The organism is Victivallis sp. Marseille-Q1083 (assembly GCF_903645315.1).
Classification (GTDB): domain Bacteria; phylum Verrucomicrobiota; class Lentisphaeria; order Victivallales; family Victivallaceae; genus UMGS1518.
Genome location: NZ_CAHJXL010000001.1, coordinates 1,362,456 through 1,379,205, shown reverse-complemented (window position 1 = coordinate 1,379,205; position 16,750 = coordinate 1,362,456). Strand labels below are relative to the sequence as shown.

12 protein-coding genes are annotated in these 16,750 nt (G+C 56.8%); 6 read left to right on the top strand and 6 right to left on the bottom strand.

Features of this window, described 5'->3' with window-relative positions:
• Positions 1-53 precede the first annotated feature (53 nt).
• The 4 genes from rpe to HWX74_RS05390 form a co-directional block, all read right to left on the bottom strand.
• The gene (rpe, locus tag HWX74_RS05405) at positions 54-737 is read right to left on the bottom strand and encodes a ribulose-phosphate 3-epimerase (protein WP_176012579.1); all 684 of its coding nucleotides are present in this window, start codon (positions 735-737) and stop codon (positions 54-56) included.
• A 22-nt stretch (positions 738-759) separates the two neighbouring features.
• Entirely contained in the window at positions 760-2,553 is a 1,794-nt protein-coding gene (locus tag HWX74_RS05400) for a hypothetical protein (protein ID WP_176012578.1), read from the bottom strand.
• A 169-nt stretch (positions 2,554-2,722) separates the two neighbouring features.
• Positions 2,723-3,454 (bottom strand): ABC transporter ATP-binding protein, encoded by a 732-nt coding sequence (locus tag HWX74_RS05395; protein WP_217704857.1) that lies wholly within the window; start codon positions 3,452-3,454, stop codon positions 2,723-2,725.
• 9 nt (positions 3,455-3,463) lie between these two features.
• Positions 3,464-4,723 carry an ABC transporter permease gene (locus tag HWX74_RS05390; RefSeq protein ID WP_176012577.1) on the bottom strand — a complete coding sequence of 420 codons (1,260 nt, stop codon included), beginning with the start codon at positions 4,721-4,723 and terminating at the stop codon, positions 3,464-3,466.
• 137 nt (positions 4,724-4,860) lie between these two features.
• Here HWX74_RS05390 and HWX74_RS05385 point away from each other — a divergent pair, with 137 nt between their 5' ends.
• Positions 4,861-7,110 carry a U32 family peptidase gene (locus HWX74_RS05385; protein ID WP_176012576.1) on the top strand — a complete coding sequence of 750 codons (2,250 nt, stop codon included), beginning with the start codon at positions 4,861-4,863 and terminating at the stop codon, positions 7,108-7,110.
• 183 nt (positions 7,111-7,293) lie between these two features.
• On the opposite strand, the gene HWX74_RS05380 is transcribed toward HWX74_RS05385, so the two are convergent.
• Positions 7,294-8,880 (bottom strand): serine protease, encoded by a 1,587-nt coding sequence (locus tag HWX74_RS05380; protein ID WP_176012575.1) that lies wholly within the window; start codon positions 8,878-8,880, stop codon positions 7,294-7,296.
• Positions 8,881-8,918: 38 nt separating this feature from the next.
• Positions 8,919-9,845 (bottom strand): SH3 domain-containing protein, encoded by a 927-nt coding sequence (locus HWX74_RS05375; RefSeq protein ID WP_176012574.1) that lies wholly within the window; start codon positions 9,843-9,845, stop codon positions 8,919-8,921.
• Positions 9,846-10,062: 217 nt separating this feature from the next.
• Between HWX74_RS05375 and xerC the strand changes: the two genes are divergently transcribed.
• From xerC to cas7c, 5 genes are all read left to right on the top strand, one after another.
• Positions 10,063-11,028, top strand: a complete 966-nt coding sequence (gene xerC / locus HWX74_RS05370; protein ID WP_176012573.1) for a tyrosine recombinase XerC — start codon at positions 10,063-10,065, stop codon at positions 11,026-11,028.
• Between the two features lie 113 nt (positions 11,029-11,141).
• The gene (cas3, locus tag HWX74_RS05365; protein WP_176012572.1) at positions 11,142-13,292 is read left to right on the top strand and encodes a CRISPR-associated helicase Cas3'; all 2,151 of its coding nucleotides are present in this window, start codon (positions 11,142-11,144) and stop codon (positions 13,290-13,292) included.
• 64 nt (positions 13,293-13,356) lie between these two features.
• Positions 13,357-14,019, top strand: coding sequence for a type I-C CRISPR-associated protein Cas5c (cas5c, locus tag HWX74_RS05360; protein ID WP_217704856.1), 663 nt, complete (start codon positions 13,357-13,359; stop codon positions 14,017-14,019).
• A complete protein-coding gene (gene cas8c / locus HWX74_RS05355; protein ID WP_176012570.1) occupies positions 14,016-15,833 on the top strand; it encodes a type I-C CRISPR-associated protein Cas8c/Csd1 in 1,818 nt (605 codons plus the stop codon). Before cas5c ends, cas8c begins: the two co-directional genes overlap by 4 nt.
• 40 nt (positions 15,834-15,873) lie before the next feature.
• Entirely contained in the window at positions 15,874-16,749 is an 876-nt protein-coding gene (cas7c, locus tag HWX74_RS05350; protein ID WP_176012569.1) for a type I-C CRISPR-associated protein Cas7/Csd2, read from the top strand.
• Position 16,750 lies beyond the last annotated feature (1 nt).

Below are 16,750 nucleotides of genomic sequence, written 5' to 3'. Positions count from 1 at the left end.
GCCGGAAAACCGGCGTCCGCAACTCAATTTTTTTTGCATACAGTCCGCAGCGTTTATTTTTGCCCCTTCAACCGGGCGATTGCCGCCTTCATGCCATCCGGATGACGGAATACCGCCGTGCCGGCCACCAGCACCCCGGCCCCGGCATCCACCGCCGCCGAAACCGTATGTTCGTCGATGCCGCCGTCCACCTCCAGAAGGATCGGCAGCGCCAAGTCGTCGATCCGTTCCCGCAGCGCCCGGATTTTCGGCACCATATTGGCCATGAAACTCTGGCCGCCGAAGCCCGGCTCCACGGTCATGACCAGCACCAGATCGATTTCCGGCAGGTACGGGTGGATTGCCTCCGGCGGAGTTGCCGGTTTCAACGAGATCCCGACGGTGCAACCGGCCGCCCGGATCGCTTTGATGACCGCCAGCGGATCGTTTTCACTTTCCAGATGAAACGTCAGATGATCGGCGCCGGCCTCCGCGAATGCCGTCACGTATTTCAACGGCTCGGCAATCATCAGATGCGTATCGAAAATCAATTCACTGCAGGGCCGGATGCTCTTCAGCACCGGCGGCCCCATCGTCAGATTGGGGACGAAGTGGCCATCCATGATATCCAGATGCAACAGGTCCGCCCCGGCAGTCGTCACTTCGGCAATCTGCCGGTTCAAGTCGCCGAAATCCGCCGCCAGCAGAGACGGCGACACCTTCAAACCATTTTGAGCCAAGCAACGGATATCGCGCATGATTCGCCCCCTTGCACAGTCCTTATTCGTTGAGTGCCTTGTCCAAGGCTTCCGCCTGCTGGATCAACTTCAGGAAATCGGCTTCCGGATAACGTTTTTGCGTCTGGATCGCACTGACGATCGCCTTGCAGTTGTCCAGATTTTCCGCTTCGATGGCTTCGACGCTGCCGTCGGCAAAGATCACATTGACCTCACTCAAATGATTGCCCGGCTTGTCGAACAGGATCGGCAGCGTGCCGTTGGTGTCCGCTCCACCCAGATAGACATAGGAGTTGTTCGCTTCCGAAACCGAATCCCAATCATCGGCAATATCCTCCAACCCTTCCGGACAAACGAGCCACTCCAGAGCCTCCGGGTCGTCACCGAACGCTTCCTGCAGACCGGCCAAGCCGTCCGCCGCCGGATATTTGCCGTCATGGGTGGCGGCGTAACGGCGCAATCCCATCTTCAGATTCGCCAATTGCAGTCCGCAGTCCGCCACGCTGTCGTCGGACCATTCGTAATCGTCCTCATCACCGTCCCAGCCCTGGGTGTGTCCGAACTGCTGCGCATAGATCTTGGCGCCGACAATCACCTGCGGAATGACGACGAGGGCTCCTTTGCTCAACAGCGAGGCTTCGCTGAATTCCTGCGTCCCCTTGTTGACCATCCGGCAGCCGTCGGCATCGATATTCAGCACGCCGAATCCTCCGGTGTGGTAGATGAAATCACCGAAATTGAACTCTTTCTGCATTTCCATGAACGGCATGTTTTTGAGGAAGTCTATCATGAATTCCGGCAGTCTCGAACCGACGAATACCACCATATCGCCAGACTCCGGCAGCCCTTTGGTCAGCAGTTGATAATCCGCCTGGCCGGCCAGAGTCGGCACTTCGCCGGCTGCCGCCTTGGCCAGATAATCGATCACTTCCGGATTGGAGACCAGCAGCAGCGCATTGTCGGCCTTGCTGAAGGCGAGCGTCATGAATTCCGGCAGCACCCCGGCCGGCACCAGCGGTTCCAGCCGGCCATCCACTTCGACGAAAGAGCCGGTCGGCACCAGCTTGGTTTGCATCAACTGAAAAAGCGCGTTGTCCCGGTCGCTGATCTGAACGGCGAAAGCCGGCACTTCGCCGCCGTCTTCCTGCGGCAGGAAAAACAGTACGAAACGGATTTCTCCCGAAACCGCCTTGATGAGCTGGGCCGGCGTCAGAGCGGAGTCTTTTCCGATCGGCTGATCCAACTGACCGGTCACTGCCATCACCGCTTCGTCCGGCAGCATGCCGGAATGCAGCATTTCATTGAAAATCGCGTCGATATTCAGCGTCATCACGCCGGCTTCCACGGTTCCGGCCGGCAATTTGCCCAAATCCGCGGCAGGGAACTTCTGCTGGGCGGCCAGCCACTGCCAGAAGCCGCGGGCTTCCATATTCCGGTTGCGGGCCAGAAACATCTTGTTGTTGTACAATTTTTTGTTGTCGGCCAGCGTTTCCGGCAACCGGACCGAGCTGAATCCCCAGCCTTCGACCTGGTCGATACCGGCAAGAGCGACCGCCAGTCGGACTTTTTCCATGATCTGGCCAAGCTGAAGCTTGAAGGAGTCATCCATATCATCGGCCACCAGCCAGCCGACGATGTCGTTGATCGTCTCCGGCAGATTTTCAGCCAATTCATTGGTGGCGGCAATTTCGTAATAACAGCCGCCGCGATCGAGCTCTTCGGCAACGGTATTGAAAATCTTTTCCGACTCTTCCGCCGGCGTTGCCGCCAGCGCTCCATTGATCAAAACAGTCGCTCCCAGAAAGGCTCCGGTCCAACCTGAAATTTTTCTCAGCATCGCATCTCTCCCTATTGTTTGATATCCCGTTACCCGAATTTTATTGTTCCGGCAACGAATCCTCACCAACCGCTCGATTCCATTACTGTAAATGGCCAACATGGTTTTGTCAATCACCGCCCGCGCGCTTTCAAGCAAAAGAACCGTCCGGCCGCCGGCAAGCCGTTTATTACAATGGCTCCGGCGCCATTTCCGCTTGGCCCGCCGCTTCCGGCTCCGGTTCGCCGGACTGCAAGCAGCCGTCGCACAAATAGTCGATTTTGTCCGCCAACCCGGCGATTTTGTCATTGTGGGTGATCATGACGATCGTCCGCCGCTCCCGGCGGCACAAAGCCTGGAAGACCTCCAGAATTTCATTGCCGGTCGCCGAATCGAGGTTGCCGGTCGGTTCGTCGGCCAGCAGCAATTCCGGATCGTTGATGAGCGAGCGGGCGATCGCCGCCCGCTGCTGCTCTCCGCCGGACAGCTCTCCCGGCCGGTGGCGCAGCCGTTGGGCCAGCCCCATCCGGCACAGCAGCTCTTCCGCCTTTTGACGCCAGTTGCCGCGCCGGTGGGCCAGCATCGCCGGCAGCATGACATTTTCAACGATCGAGAGTTCCGGCAGCAAATGATAGCTCTGGAAGACGAACCCGATCTTTTCGCTGCGGAAACGCGCCGCCGCCCGGCCGGAAAGCGAAGCATAATCCACGCCGGCACAGCGAATGTTGCCGCCGTCCGGCCGCTCCAGGATCCCGAGCAGATTCAGCAGCGTCGTTTTGCCGGAACCGGACGCGCCCAGCAGCGCCGTCCAACTGTGCCGCCGCACTTTGAAATTGATGTCGCGCAGCACTTCAATCCGGCGCGGACCGATCTGGTAGCCTTTGCGCAGGCCGGCGGTTTCGATCATATATTCATCCGTCATCGTCTCACCTCATTCATAACGCAATGCTTTGGCCGGGTCCAGACAGGCGGCCCGCAGGGCCGGGATCACCGCTCCCAGCGTGCAGAGCGTCACCGAGGCGATGAAAATCAGCGCCACGTCGAACGGCACGATATGGGCCGGCATCTCGCTGAAGAAATAAATTTCCTTCGGGAAGAAATCGTGCTGCATCAGCCGGCCGATGCCGTGCAGAATGTCGTTGCGCCAGAAAATCACCGACCAGCCCAGCGCAAAACCGAGCAGATTGCCGACCACGCCGACGAACGTTCCCTGCAGGATGAAAATCAGCATCAACTGACCGCCGCCGGCGCCGAGCGCCTTGAGGACGCCGATTTCGCGCGTTTTCTGATAGACGCTGGAAATCAACGTATTGGCGATGCTGAATGCCGCCACCAGCACGATAAAGACCAACAGGTAGAACATCATGCCCTTTTCCATCGCCAGCACGCCGAGCAACTGCCGGTTCAAATCTTTCCAACTGGCGATCCACATATGCGGCAATTTCTCCCGCAACGCTTTGACGTCCTTTTCGACACCGAACGGTTCCGCCACATAGCCGTAAACGGTCGACACCGCTCCCCACGGCATATTGAACAGTTCGGCGGCGTCGTCACGGTTGAGGAACAGGATGTTGCTGTCGAAATCGTATTTGTCGAACGAATATATTCCCGCCACCTTCAATTCCATCGGCAGGTACACTTCCTCTTCCTTGAAATGGAAACTGCCGTCCTCATCGACGTTGAACATGCCGGCGATGCGTTCCTGCGAGTGCAGCAGCAATTTGCGCCCGACATCCAGCCCCATCTCCCTGGCAATCGTTTCACTGACGACGATTTCGCCCGGCTGCAGCTCGAAGCTGCCGCGCCGCAGCACATCGCCGAGTTTCATCCGCTGCATGAAATCGGCCGGATCGATGCCGAGGACCGTCTTGGGCAGCAGCCGTTTGCCGTTCTGCACCATCGCGAAATTCTGAACGACGCCGGCTGCCTCGCCGCCGACGGCTCTGACCGCGTCAATTGCCGCCTGCGGATTGGCGATGTAATTGGCGTAGCTGCTGCGGATTTGCAGATGCGCCTGGGTCTGCAGCAATTTTTCTTTCATTTCATCGGTAAAGCCGGTCATTACCGCCAGCACCACCATCAACACCGCCACGCCGAGGGTCACGCCGAGGATCGACAAAATCGTGATGATCGACAATGCATTGCGTTTCGGGCGCAAATAACGCCAGGCCAAAAAAAGTTCACTGTTCATGCTTGTTCCGCCCAATCCTCCGGTTCCGTTGCTCAAAATAATCGAATTATCGCATAATTTACTGTTAAAAACGGACAAATAAAACTATAGTAAGGAGAATATGACGGATTATTTGCAATTTTTTTGGAAAGGTTACCATGCCGAATCTTCAGTCAAACGAACCTTCGCCGCACCCGCTGCCGGAATTGCTGGCGCCGGCCGGGACGCTGGCCACCGCGCTCGCCGCTTTCGACGCCGGAGCGGACGCCGTTTATGCCGGGTTGCCGAAATTCACCGCCCGGGAACGCAGCGAAAATTTTACCGCCGATCAATTCGCTCAACTGGTTGAATACGCTCACAAGCTCAAACGCAAAGTATATGCGACGTTGAACACGCTGATCAAGGAGAAAGAACTGCCGGAGCTGGTCGGTTATCTCGGTGATCTGGCGACAATCGGGCCGGATGCCGTCATCGTCCAGGACCTCGGCGTGCTGCACATCATCCGGGAATATTTCCCGGGGCTGGAGATCCACGCTTCCACCCAGATGGGCATTCACAATCTTCCCGGCATCCGTTTTGCCGAGGCTTCCGGCGTCAAACGGGTCATTCTGGAACGGCAGTTGCCGCTGGATGAATTGAAGATGCTCAAGGCGTCGACCCAGCTGGAATTGGAAGTGTTCGTCCACGGTGCTTTGTGCTGTTCCCTGTCCGGCCAATGTCTCTTTTCCAGCTGGCTCGGCGGTTACAGCGGCAATCGCGGCAAATGCAAACAGCCGTGCCGGCGGCGATTTTTCAGCCGAGAGGGCAACGGCTTCTTCTTTTCCACCCAGGACCTCTGCACGCTGGAGCTGATTCCGGAATTGAAAAAGCTCGGCATCGCTTCACTGAAAATCGAGGGGCGTCTGCGGCAGGCCGATTATGTTTACAACGCGGTCAGCGCCTACCGCAAAGTGCTGGACGCCTCCGGCGACACGCTCGACCGTAAAACGCTTGGCGAAGCCCGCAATCTGCTCAGCGAGACCTGCGGCCGCAAATGGTCGCAGGGTTTTTTCAGCCAGGAAGCGATGGCGACCTTGATCCAGCATGATACGCTGGGTGCCACCGGCACCCTGTGCGGCAAGGTGGAACGGGTGCTGCCGAACGGTTTTGGTTTCAAAGCCGCCCGCAAAGTGCACATCGGCGACCGGCTGCGGGTTCAGCCGGCCAGCGGCGATGAAGGGCCGGCATTGACGGTGACCAAGCTGTTTGCCGACAGCGAGCCGGCCCGGAAGGTCTTGCCCGGCCAATATTGTTTCATCTGCTGTGACAAGGAGGTTGTGCCGGGCGGCTGGATTTTCAAAATCGGCGCCAGCATTCCGGAGCGTTCGCTTGAACTGCCGCCGGTGCGGACCAAACTGGAGCTGGCCGTCCGGCTGCGCCGGGATGAAATTTCGGTTGAAGTCATCAATGCCGAGGAGTCGTTCATCTGGCGCCGGGAACTGGATTTGCCGCCGGCCGCCAAACACGCCCTGACGCCGGAAACGTTGGAACGCGAATTTGCCGCCGGCAATTCCGAACAATACAGCGCCGCCGTCGTTCGGGCCGAAGTCGACGGTGATTATTTTCTGCCGGCCAGTGAGTTGAAAAAACTTCGCCGCGCCTGCTGGGAATTTATCAAAGCGGAACTCTCGCCGCTGTCACTGCATTCGCCGGGCGCGGTCGGCATGGAGCAGTTCCGCCGCTTTTATCAGCAACTGCGCCCGCGTTATCAGTTGCCGGCCCAGTTGCCGGAAACCGTGGCGGTCCGGCCGCATGGCGCCACCGCCGGCAATCCGCAGGCACTCAAGGCGAACAGCATTCTAGACTTCAACAAAAAGAGCGATGAAGTTATTTTGCCGGAGTTCTGTTCGGAGAAACGGCTGCCGGGCCTGCGAAAATTGCTGAAGGAGGCTTATGCTGCCGGTATCCGCCGTTTCCGGGTTACCGCGGTTTACGGATTGGAATTGCTGAAGGAGTATGAAGACATCTTCATCTCGACCTCTCTGCCGTTGCCGGTGGCCAACTCGCTGGCGGCATTGGAGTTGATGAATTGGAACGTCGCCAGGGTGCAAGCCCAGGTCGAACTGGAACGTCCGGCCGTCGAAGCGCTGCGCGACAAATCGCCGTTGCCGGTTGAAGTGTACCGGTTTGGCCGGCCGCCGCTGCTGGTGACCCGGGCCGCCGTTCCGGCCGGAGGTGAAATCAGGGATGCCCGCGGCAATGCGTTCCTGGTTCGGGCCGACAAACGTTCCGGCCTGACTTACGTGTTGCCGGCCGCAGTCTTTTCGGTCCCGCGCATTCCGGGCACGTATGATTTCTATGATTTGTGGCAGGCGGACTGGGGCAATCCGAATACGGCGACTTTCAATTTCGAACTCGAATTATTTTAGCGGAAAGCTGCCGCCGAAATCGTATTGGCCAGCTCTTGACAAAAAGCCGGCATTTCGGCCTGTTCCTGACGGCCGTCCCGGTTCCGGCGGCGCCGGCCGCAATCGCGAAGCCGTCGCCGGAGCAGACCGGTGTACGCTGATTCTGCTGCCGCAAGCGGGCGCCGGAGGGGATTTCCTGTTCTTTTATTGTTTCAACGGGCCGTATTGAGGCTGCGCCACCTGATCGGTATCGGCGAGATCCTCGCTGCGATCCTGCGGAATCCGGTAGCGCGTCATGATTTCCGGCGTCGCTTCCCGGATTTTGTTGATGTCCAGCACCACCTGGTCGCCGTTTTTCAAGCCCAGTTCGAGAAAACCGTCCGGCATGGCCTGAACCAGCCGAATCAGTTCGCGCAGGTTTTTGATGTTGGTGCCGTTGACCGAAACCACCGGTTGGGCGCTGAGATCCTGGTAACCGACGTTGACGCTGTCGGCCAGCACCATCGACAGCACGACCACCTCTTCCAGTTCCGGCGTCGGCTGGTTGTCGAGCACGTAGCTGACCAGTTCGATCGGCCCCTGGTACCACTCCTCCCATTCGTCGAGATAGTTGATCGACAGCGGAACGAAAACCATGCCGCCGATGAAGTAATAGGTCGGCGCCCGGTCGAACGAACGGTCGCGAACCAGCCGCGGCAGCCGCAGCAGCTTGAAATCGACATCCAGTTGCCGGCCGTCGCGCAGAATGGTCAGGCGGCTGGTGTCGCCGAGGTACTTCCGCCAGATCAGCTCGCCGAAGAAGATCACTTCCCCGTCGCGGAACGGCACGGTGGCGTCGTTGGCGATCGGCACGCCGTCGATGGCCATGACGACGTCATTTTCCTGCAGCAGCTTCAACGCCTCGACTGCCGGCGGCAGTTTGGTGATCATGATGCCGGTCTGGTCCGGCTTCATGCCGCGGGCGGCGCGCAAATCCGGATTTTCCATCTTCATGAAGCGGAACGGAATATCCGGGAAACCGTCGAAATCGTTGTCAGCGGTGTCGTTCAGGAAATGCTCCAATACCGGCGCCGGGATCATGAAACCGATATTCTGGGACTTGCTCAAGCCCTGAAAGGCGACACCGACCACTTTGCCGTCGTGCAGCACCGGTCCGCCGGAGTTGCCGGGATTGATCGCCGCGTCGATCTGGGCCGCCAGCAGGCGGCGGCCGCTATGGCTGTAAATGACCGGTTCGACCCGGGAGATGACTCCTTCGGTGACCGAGATGTTGTCGCCGCCGATCGGATAACCCAGCACGGAAACCGAACTCTGCATGTCCGGCAGCGTGCCGATGGCCAACGGCGTGATATTCTTGAAAAAATTCGGATCGTCGACGGTCAGGATCGCCAGGTCGCAATCATGGCCGACCACCAGCAGTCTGGCGATATAGCGCTGTTGATCGCCGGGGCGGCGCACCATCAGAAAAGTCTGGTCGGCGACGACGTGAGCATTGGTGATGATCCGGTTGCCTTCGATGACGAAGCCGGATCCGACGCCGGAACGCTGGGCGTAATTCTGCCAGGGCTGGTAAAAATTCGGGCTGCTGCAGACGGAAAACACTTTGACGATCGAAGACCAGCGTTCTTCGTTGACCGGCTGTTCTTCCCGGGGCGGCAGCGGCGCTTCCTCGACGGCCTCCTGCTGGCCGGCATCCGCCGCCGGCACCGGGTCCGGCAATTCGATGGCGATTGCTCCGTAACTGATGAAAAACGAAAAAACACCGATCCCTAAAATTTGCGATAATTTCATAGTCTTTCTTGTACTCCTCAAGTGCTGTGCATCATTGTTCAATCGTGAACCACGGTGATGGTGGCTATTTCGATTACCGGCGCTTTCCAGCCTTCCACCAGATGGCGCGTCCCTTCGATTTTTACCGTTTTATTGAGAAAATCGGCGAGATTCTGGTTGCGGCAATAGAGATAGCCGAGCGTCGGCGTGACGACGGCGTCGCCGCGTTCCACCAGCGCATGGGAAACTGCCAGGTCGCTGCTGGTCAAATCCCGGACGACTCCGACCATTTTCACCTCTTTGGCGCTGTCGGCGATGAAACGCATGTTCAGGAATTTCTTTTCCCGCTCTTCCGGCGTCAGTTGCGGCGGTCCGGCCGGAATTTCCGGCGGTTTTGCGACAGTTTGGTCCGGCTGGTCAACAATCCGGCCGGCCGGCGGCGTTTTCTCCGGCTGCTGTTGCGGTGGCGGAGACTCCGACTCGCCGTTGCCTGTTTCCGCCGGGGGGACCGTTTTTTCCGGCGGCGTCCCGGCGGCGTTGGGCGCAAGTTCGATGTATTTTTTGCTGACGAACGCGGTCAAACCGGCCGGCGGCGCGATTTTCACCCAATCTTTACGCTCATTGGTCCCGAGTACCTTCACCGTGGAACCGGCCGGCAGCAGCCCGTAGCTCTGGAATTCGACGCCGGCGCCGGAACGCATATTGACCTCCCGGGTCGTTTTGCCGTCCTTGACGAACTGGGCGGCGAGGTAAACCTGGCAACTGGCCGGCACGAGAATTTCATACCAGTCGCCGCTGGCGCCGACAACCTGGACGGGGTCGCCATTTTTCAATCTGGCTACGGTGGAGGCGTTCCCTTGCGGTTTGACGCGGACGTTGAGCGTGGTGGCGTTCACTTTGCCGGCCGTGGCGGCCGGCAGGCCGGGGGCGGCGTCGACTGCCATGCCGAACAGCAATAAGGTACTGAAAAGAGCTCTGAACAACATTGGTTTTTGATTCCCGATGATGAAAAAATTGACAACTATGCGTTTAAACCATCTGTTATAACTCTATCATGCTTTCGGCCACTTTACAACGTAATTCCGGCAATATTTTTCCGTTGATTGCGCCGCTTTTCCGGCGGCTTGTTGCATTTTCAGGCTGATTGGGTTATACTATGAGAATAATGTGATCGGAAACAGGAGAAGCCGGAGGCGACTGCCGATGAGTTATCGGGAACAATTCGCCCGTTATCTGCGGACGGAGCGGGAATACAGCGAACATACGGTTGAAAGTTATCGGCTGGATTTGCAGCAGTTTGTCGATTTGATGCGGGACGGCGACGAGCGGTTCGACGATTGGCCGTCGGTCGATCACGAACAGGCCAGGAGTTTTCTCTTTGAATTGCACCGGCTGGAGTTGTCGCGCAATTCCATTTTGCGCAAAATTTCTTCGTTGCGCAGTTTTTACCGCTTCCTGTTGCGGGAGAAGGTTATCGCCGTCAATCCATTTGAAAATTTGAGTCTGCCGCACAAGGAGGCTTCTTTGCCCAGGGTATTTTCGGTCCATGCGATCGATCAGTTGACCGAAGCGGTCCGGCGTTATTGGGCGCGGGCTATTGAGCTTGGATATTGCAAGAATGACGAAATGGCGGAATTTGCCGCCGCCCGCGATCTGGCATTGGTGGAGTTGATCTACAGCGGCGGGCTGCGGATCAGCGAGGCGATGGGATTGAACCTTGACCGCCTCAACCTGGCCGAAGGGATCATCAAAGTGGAAGGCAAAGGCAAAAAGCAGCGGCTGGCGGCGATGGGCCGGCCGGCCATTGCGGCGATGAACGCTTATCTGGCGCAGCGGCGGTTGCGGGTTTCCGACCGGTGCCCGGCGGCGCCGGTATTCGTCAACCGGGACGGCGGCCGGTTGACGCCGCGCTCGTTTCAGCGCAACTTGAAAAATTATTTGGCCGAAGCCGGACTGCCTCCGGATTTGACGCCGCACAAGTTGCGTCACTCCTTCGCTACTCACCTGCTGGATGCCGGCGCCGATTTGCGCAGCGTCCAGGAGATGCTCGGCCATGCCAATTTAAGCACGACGCAGATCTATACCCATGTCAGCATTCAGCGAATGAAGGAGGCTTATGCCAAAGCGCATCCGCATGCCAGGCGTGATGCCGGAACTTCGAAAGAATAAATTCAGATTATTTTTTTATAAAATTATTGTATTTTATTGAAAGAACCATTAATTTTCTTATCGGACGGGCAAACGATTCTTGATCAAAACAAGTTTCAGCCGGAGGGAATAAGATGGGAAAGGCAATGGCGCGGCATGGTCAGACCATGCATGCGCATCTCTCGGGTGTCAGCGCGTTGGCCGCCGGATTCGCCGCCAAATTCGGTTGTCCGGCCTGGGGCGGCTGGATTGGCGAAGGACATGACTGGCGAAAATATGATCCGCGTTGGCAGCAATATTTGTTGACGTCAGTTGGCAGAGAGAACCATGCTTATGAATCGGCGGCGGAATATTGGTATCGGTATGGAAATTTAGGGTTGGTTGCCGCTTATGCCATCGCCGGACATCATACCCATTTGCCGAATTATACGGCCGGACTTGATCATTGGAAGGGAAAGCAAGTCATTCCGGACGGCTGCATCGAATGGATGCCGAGCGTCGATTTTGCCGTTGGGAAAAAGGCGTTGCTCAACGAGTTCAGTGCATTCCTGCCCGATCCGGAATCTTACCATCTCTGGATTCGGATGTTGTTCTCGGCCTTGGTCGACGCCGACCGGCTGAATGCCGAGGCGGCGGTCGAACCGGCGAAGACGGCGTTCCGCCGGCAGTATGAATCTTTTGAACAATTGGAAGAGAAATTCGATGCCTACCTGACGGGATTGCAGCAAGAGGCCGTCGTTACTTCGGTCAACGCTTCCCGGCGGGCGATATTGGCGGAGGTTCTTCAAAACGCGGAGCGGCAACCGGGCTTTTTTTCGCTGAATGTGCCGACCGGTGGTGGCAAGACGTTGGCCTCAATGGCATTTGCGCTTCGGCATCGGCGGAAATTCGGTCTGGATCGGGTGATCATGGCGATTCCGTATTGTTCGATCATCGAACAGACGGCGGCAATTTACCGGAAGATTTTCGGTGCGGTAAACGTACTGGAACACCATGCCGACTTCATCCCTTTCGACGACGACAAAAAAACGGAACTGTCGGCGCAAAGAGAGTTAGCGGTGGAAAATTGGGATATGCCGATTGTCGTCACTACCAATGTACAATTGCTGGAATCTTTGTTGGGCGCCAATGCTTCTCAGGTGCGGAAAGTGCACAATATCGCCCGCAGCGTGGTCATCCTGGATGAAGTGCAGATGTTACCGCCGGATCATCTGCGGCCGATTTTGAGCGTCCTGCGCATGTTGGTGAAGCATTTCGGTTGCAGTGTGGTGTTGTGCTCGGCAACTCTGCCGTCTCTAGAGGCGGAATGGATCGGCCCTTCAGAATGCTGTTGTCCAGGGGTGTCGTCGGTCTATCCGCTGATCAGTGACCCGGAAAAATGGGCGTCGGAGTTATGCCGGGTTCGCCTAGAACGGACGGGTCGGCTGTCCCGGGACGCACTGGCGGCCCGTCTGGATAACGAGCGGCAGGCACTGTGCATCGTCAATACCAAAGCCGGCTGCCGGGAGTTGTTTCATGCCCTGCACAGTGAAAACAAATATCATCTGTCGGCGGCGATGTGTCCGGTCGACCGCAGCTGTTGTCTGGCGCGGATCAGGGCGGACTTAGCCGGTGACAGGCCGGTCGTCGTTGTGGCGACCCAAGTGGTTGAAGCCGGCGTTGATTTTGATTTTCCGGTTGTTTGTCGGGAATGGGCCGGTCTGGATTCGCTGGCGCAGGCGGCCGGCCGTTGCAACCGGGAAGGAAAATTGGAGTATGGCCGGGTCATTCTGTTTGAATCGGAAAACAGATTGCCGACCGGTACGATTTCCCATGGCGTCGAGGTGGCCAAACAGTTGCCGGCTGACTTCACGCTGACGCCGCAGTATTTTCGGGAATATTTTGAAAAGTTCTATCACTGCTGCTGTAAGTTTAAAGACTTACGGGATTTCGATAAAGCGAAATTCAACAAGCGGTTGGTGGAAGAGAGTAAAAGTTTGTATTTCAGTTTTCATGATTTTGCTTTGGACTTTCATTTGATCGATGATGCCTGGCAAGTGCCGGTGGTGACGGCTTACCGGGAGGGTGCTGGGTTGATTCAGGAGTTGCGGGAGAAGGGGCCGAGTCGCGAACGGTTCCGGGCCATGCAGCCGTATACGGTGAACGTTCCGAAAAAACGGCTGGAGTGGGAGCTGGAGGTCGGCCGGGTGGCGGAATTGTTCGGCGTTTATGTGCAGAATACGCCGAACTGGTATCGGGAAGGCGTTGGTGTGGAGCTCGGCAATGATGAATTGCTGATGGCATAAGCGAATTGACAGAATTTCGAAAGGAGGTGCAGGATTGAGCGAATATCCAAGGCGGGAGTTTTGTTTGAAAGTATGGGGGGACTACGCCTGTTTTACCCGGCCGGAGCTGAAAGTTGAACGGGTGAGTTACGATGTAATCACGCCGTCGGCGGCCAGGGCGATTTTCTCGGCGGTTTTCTGGAAGCCGGCGGTCCGTTGGCACATCCGGCGGATTGAGGTATTGAAGGCGATCTGCTGGTTTTCCGTCCGGCGCAATGAAGTTGACGCGGTGGCATCGAAAGCAACGAAGGAGATCTTTATCGAAAAGCGCCGCCAGCAGCGGGCCGGGATGTGCCTGCGCGATGTCGCTTATCGGTTGTTTGCCGAACTGGAATTTCTGCCGCCGAATGTTCGAAGTAACGACGCTCCGCTGGCGGACAACGGCCCGGAAACACCGCAAAAGTATTTCGAGATGTTCGTCCGGCGGGCGGCCAAAGGGCAGACGTTTCATCAGCCGTATCTGGGATGCCGGGAATTTGCCGCCAATTTCCAACTGCTTGAACCGGCGGAACTGGCGGCGGACCGGGCTGTGATGCCGCCGATTGCGGAAAACCGGGATTTGGGTTATATGCTTTACGATCTGGATTTCAGCGACCCGGTCCGGCCGAAGTCGATGTTCTACCGACCGAAATTGATGGCTGGAGTGATTACAGTGCCGGAGGAGGATTCGCCGGAGGTACTGAGATGATTCTGCAGGCCTTATATGAATATTATCGGCGGCGCGACAATCTGCCGAGGCCCGGTTTCGAGCATAAGGAATTGAAATTTCTGATCGTTCTGGAGGAGGACGGCACCTTTTTCGGATTGTTCGACCTCCGGGATGAGACAAAGAAATTCGGCCGGTTTTACAGGTTGCCACAGGGAATTGGCCGCACCGGCAGAAGCAGTTGGCAGACCGCCTATCTGTTGTGGGATCATTATGGTTATGTGCTCGGCCAGCCGAAAGCGGCGAAAACGGCGGAAGAGGCGGCGAAAAACCTGGAGATGGCACGCTTGCAGCACGGCCGCTTCGTTGAGCAGCTCCAAAATTTGCCGGAGGAGGTGCGGCAGGATGCCGGGGTCCATGCGGTATTGGAGTTCTACCGGCGGGGTGAGCTGGAAAAAGTGAAGCAAGATCCGTTGTGGACGGATTGCTGTGCGATTTCCGGTTGTAACCTCTCCTTTCAATTGCGGAACGGGGAGCTGGTGGCGGAGCGGCCGGCGGTGCAGGATTATGTGACCGCGACAGCCGTGGGAAGGTCGGAGGAGAAGGCGGGCGGCAGCGTATCCGGTCGCTGTTTGGTTACCGGCACTTACGGCCCGCTGGCTCGTTTGTTCAAGGCGACGCCGGTTCCCGGCGGCAAAAGTAATGCTGCATTGGTCAGTTTTCAGAAAAACAGCGGTTATGATTCCTATGGAAGAGAGCAGTGTTTCAATGCGCCAATCGGCCAGATGGCGGAATTCGCCTGTTCGACGGCGCTTAATACGTTGTTGGCCAAAGGATCGGAGAATAAATTTTCTCTCGGTGGCGTCACCACGGTGTTCTGGGCGGCGGAGGAAAATCCGGCGGCCGAAGAGTTGGACGAACTGATACGGCTGATGGTGCAGAATAGCAAAGACAACCCGGATCGCCAGACTGAACTAGTCCAGTCGTTTATGAAGTCTGTCTATACCGGACGGCGACCGGAGGGGCAGGAAACGCAGTTTTATTTTTTGAGCCTTTCTCCGAATATAACGCGGATTGCGGTCCGGTGCTGGAAGGTAGGAACAGTACAGGAATTTGCCCGGAATCTTTGTCGGCATTTCGAGGACTTGGCCATCGTCAGAAGTCCCCGCGATTATCCCTATTCATCTTCATCGATCAGAATTACAGCGCACCCGAAGATCATCGTCAGAAGTCCCCGCGATTATCCCTATTCATCACTGACGTCACTGTTAGCTGCCACGGCATTGGATTGTAAAATGAAAAATGTTGCTGAGCCGCTGACCGCCGCGACGCTGTCGGCGGTGCTGGAGGGAAAACCTTATCCGGATGCCCTGTTTCAGCAGTGTTTGCGGCGAATCCGCGCCACCCGGGAAATTACAGCATCCCGGGCGGCGATTTTGAAGGCGTATTTGAACCGGAAATTGTCGGAAGATCACGGAAAGGAGATAAAAATGGGACTGGATCGGGAAAATGGCAACAGCGGTTATCTATGCGGCCGATTGTTTGCCGTGTTGGAAAAATGCCAAGGAGAAGCACAGCCGGGCATCAACGCGACGGTTCGCGACCGCTATTACGGTGCCGCCTCGACAACTCCGAGTGTGGTGTTTGGCCGATTGTTGGCATTGAATGGGCATCATCTGGATAAATTGTCGATAGATCGGCAAATCAATTTTAAAGGACTGTTGGAAGAGATCATTGATAAAATCAATGATTTTCCGGCTCATTTGACATTGAGAGATCAAGGCCGTTTCAGTATCGGCTATTATCATCAAATGAAGGATTTGTTTACGGCTAATGCGGACAAGACGCAGCAGTAACTTTACCTACGGATAATAATGAATAAAAAAGGAATGAAAGATGAGCGACGCTTTGAATAACCGTTATGATTTCATGATTGTTTTCGATGTTCAGGACGGTAATCCGAACGGCGATCCGGATGCCGGCAATCTGCCTCGGGTTGATGCTGAAACCGGCTTCGGATTGGTGACCGATGTCTGTCTGAAGCGTAAGGTGCGCAATTATGTGCAACTGGTCAAAGAACTGGCGGACGGATTTGATATTTTCATCAAGGAAAAGGCGATTCTCAACGATGAGATCAGCCGGGCTTTCGCTTCGGAGGAAGTGAAGGCCGTCAATGCAAAAGATGACGGCAGGCGGACGGAAACCGCCCGGCAGTGGATGTGCCGGAATTATTATGACATCCGTACCTTCGGTGCGGTGATGAGTACCGGCGAGAATGCCGGACAAGTACGCGGACCGGTGCAGTTGACTTTCGCCCGTTCGGTGGAGCCGGTGGTGACACTGGAACACAGCATTACCCGGATGGCGGTGGCGACGGAGAAAGAGGCCGTCAAGCAGAAAGGCGACAACCGTACGATGGGCCGGAAATACACCGTTCCATATGGATTGTATGTCGCCAAAGGGTTCGTTTCGCCGCAACTGGCGAAGCAGACCGGATTTTGCGGGAAGGACCTCGAACTGTTCTGGCAGGCGTTGATGAACATGTTCGAATATGACCGTTCGGCGGCACGCGGTGTGATGTCGACGCGCAAGTTGATCGTTTTCAAACACGCCGATCCGCTGGGCGACGCGCCGGCCTGGAAATTGTTCGATCTGGTGAAAATTGAACAAGCCGGATCAAGCGAATTGCCGCCACGGTCTTTTGCCGACTATCGGGTGGAAATCGATCGTGGCGCTTGTCCGGACCGGGTGGAAATAATCGAAAAACTTTGAT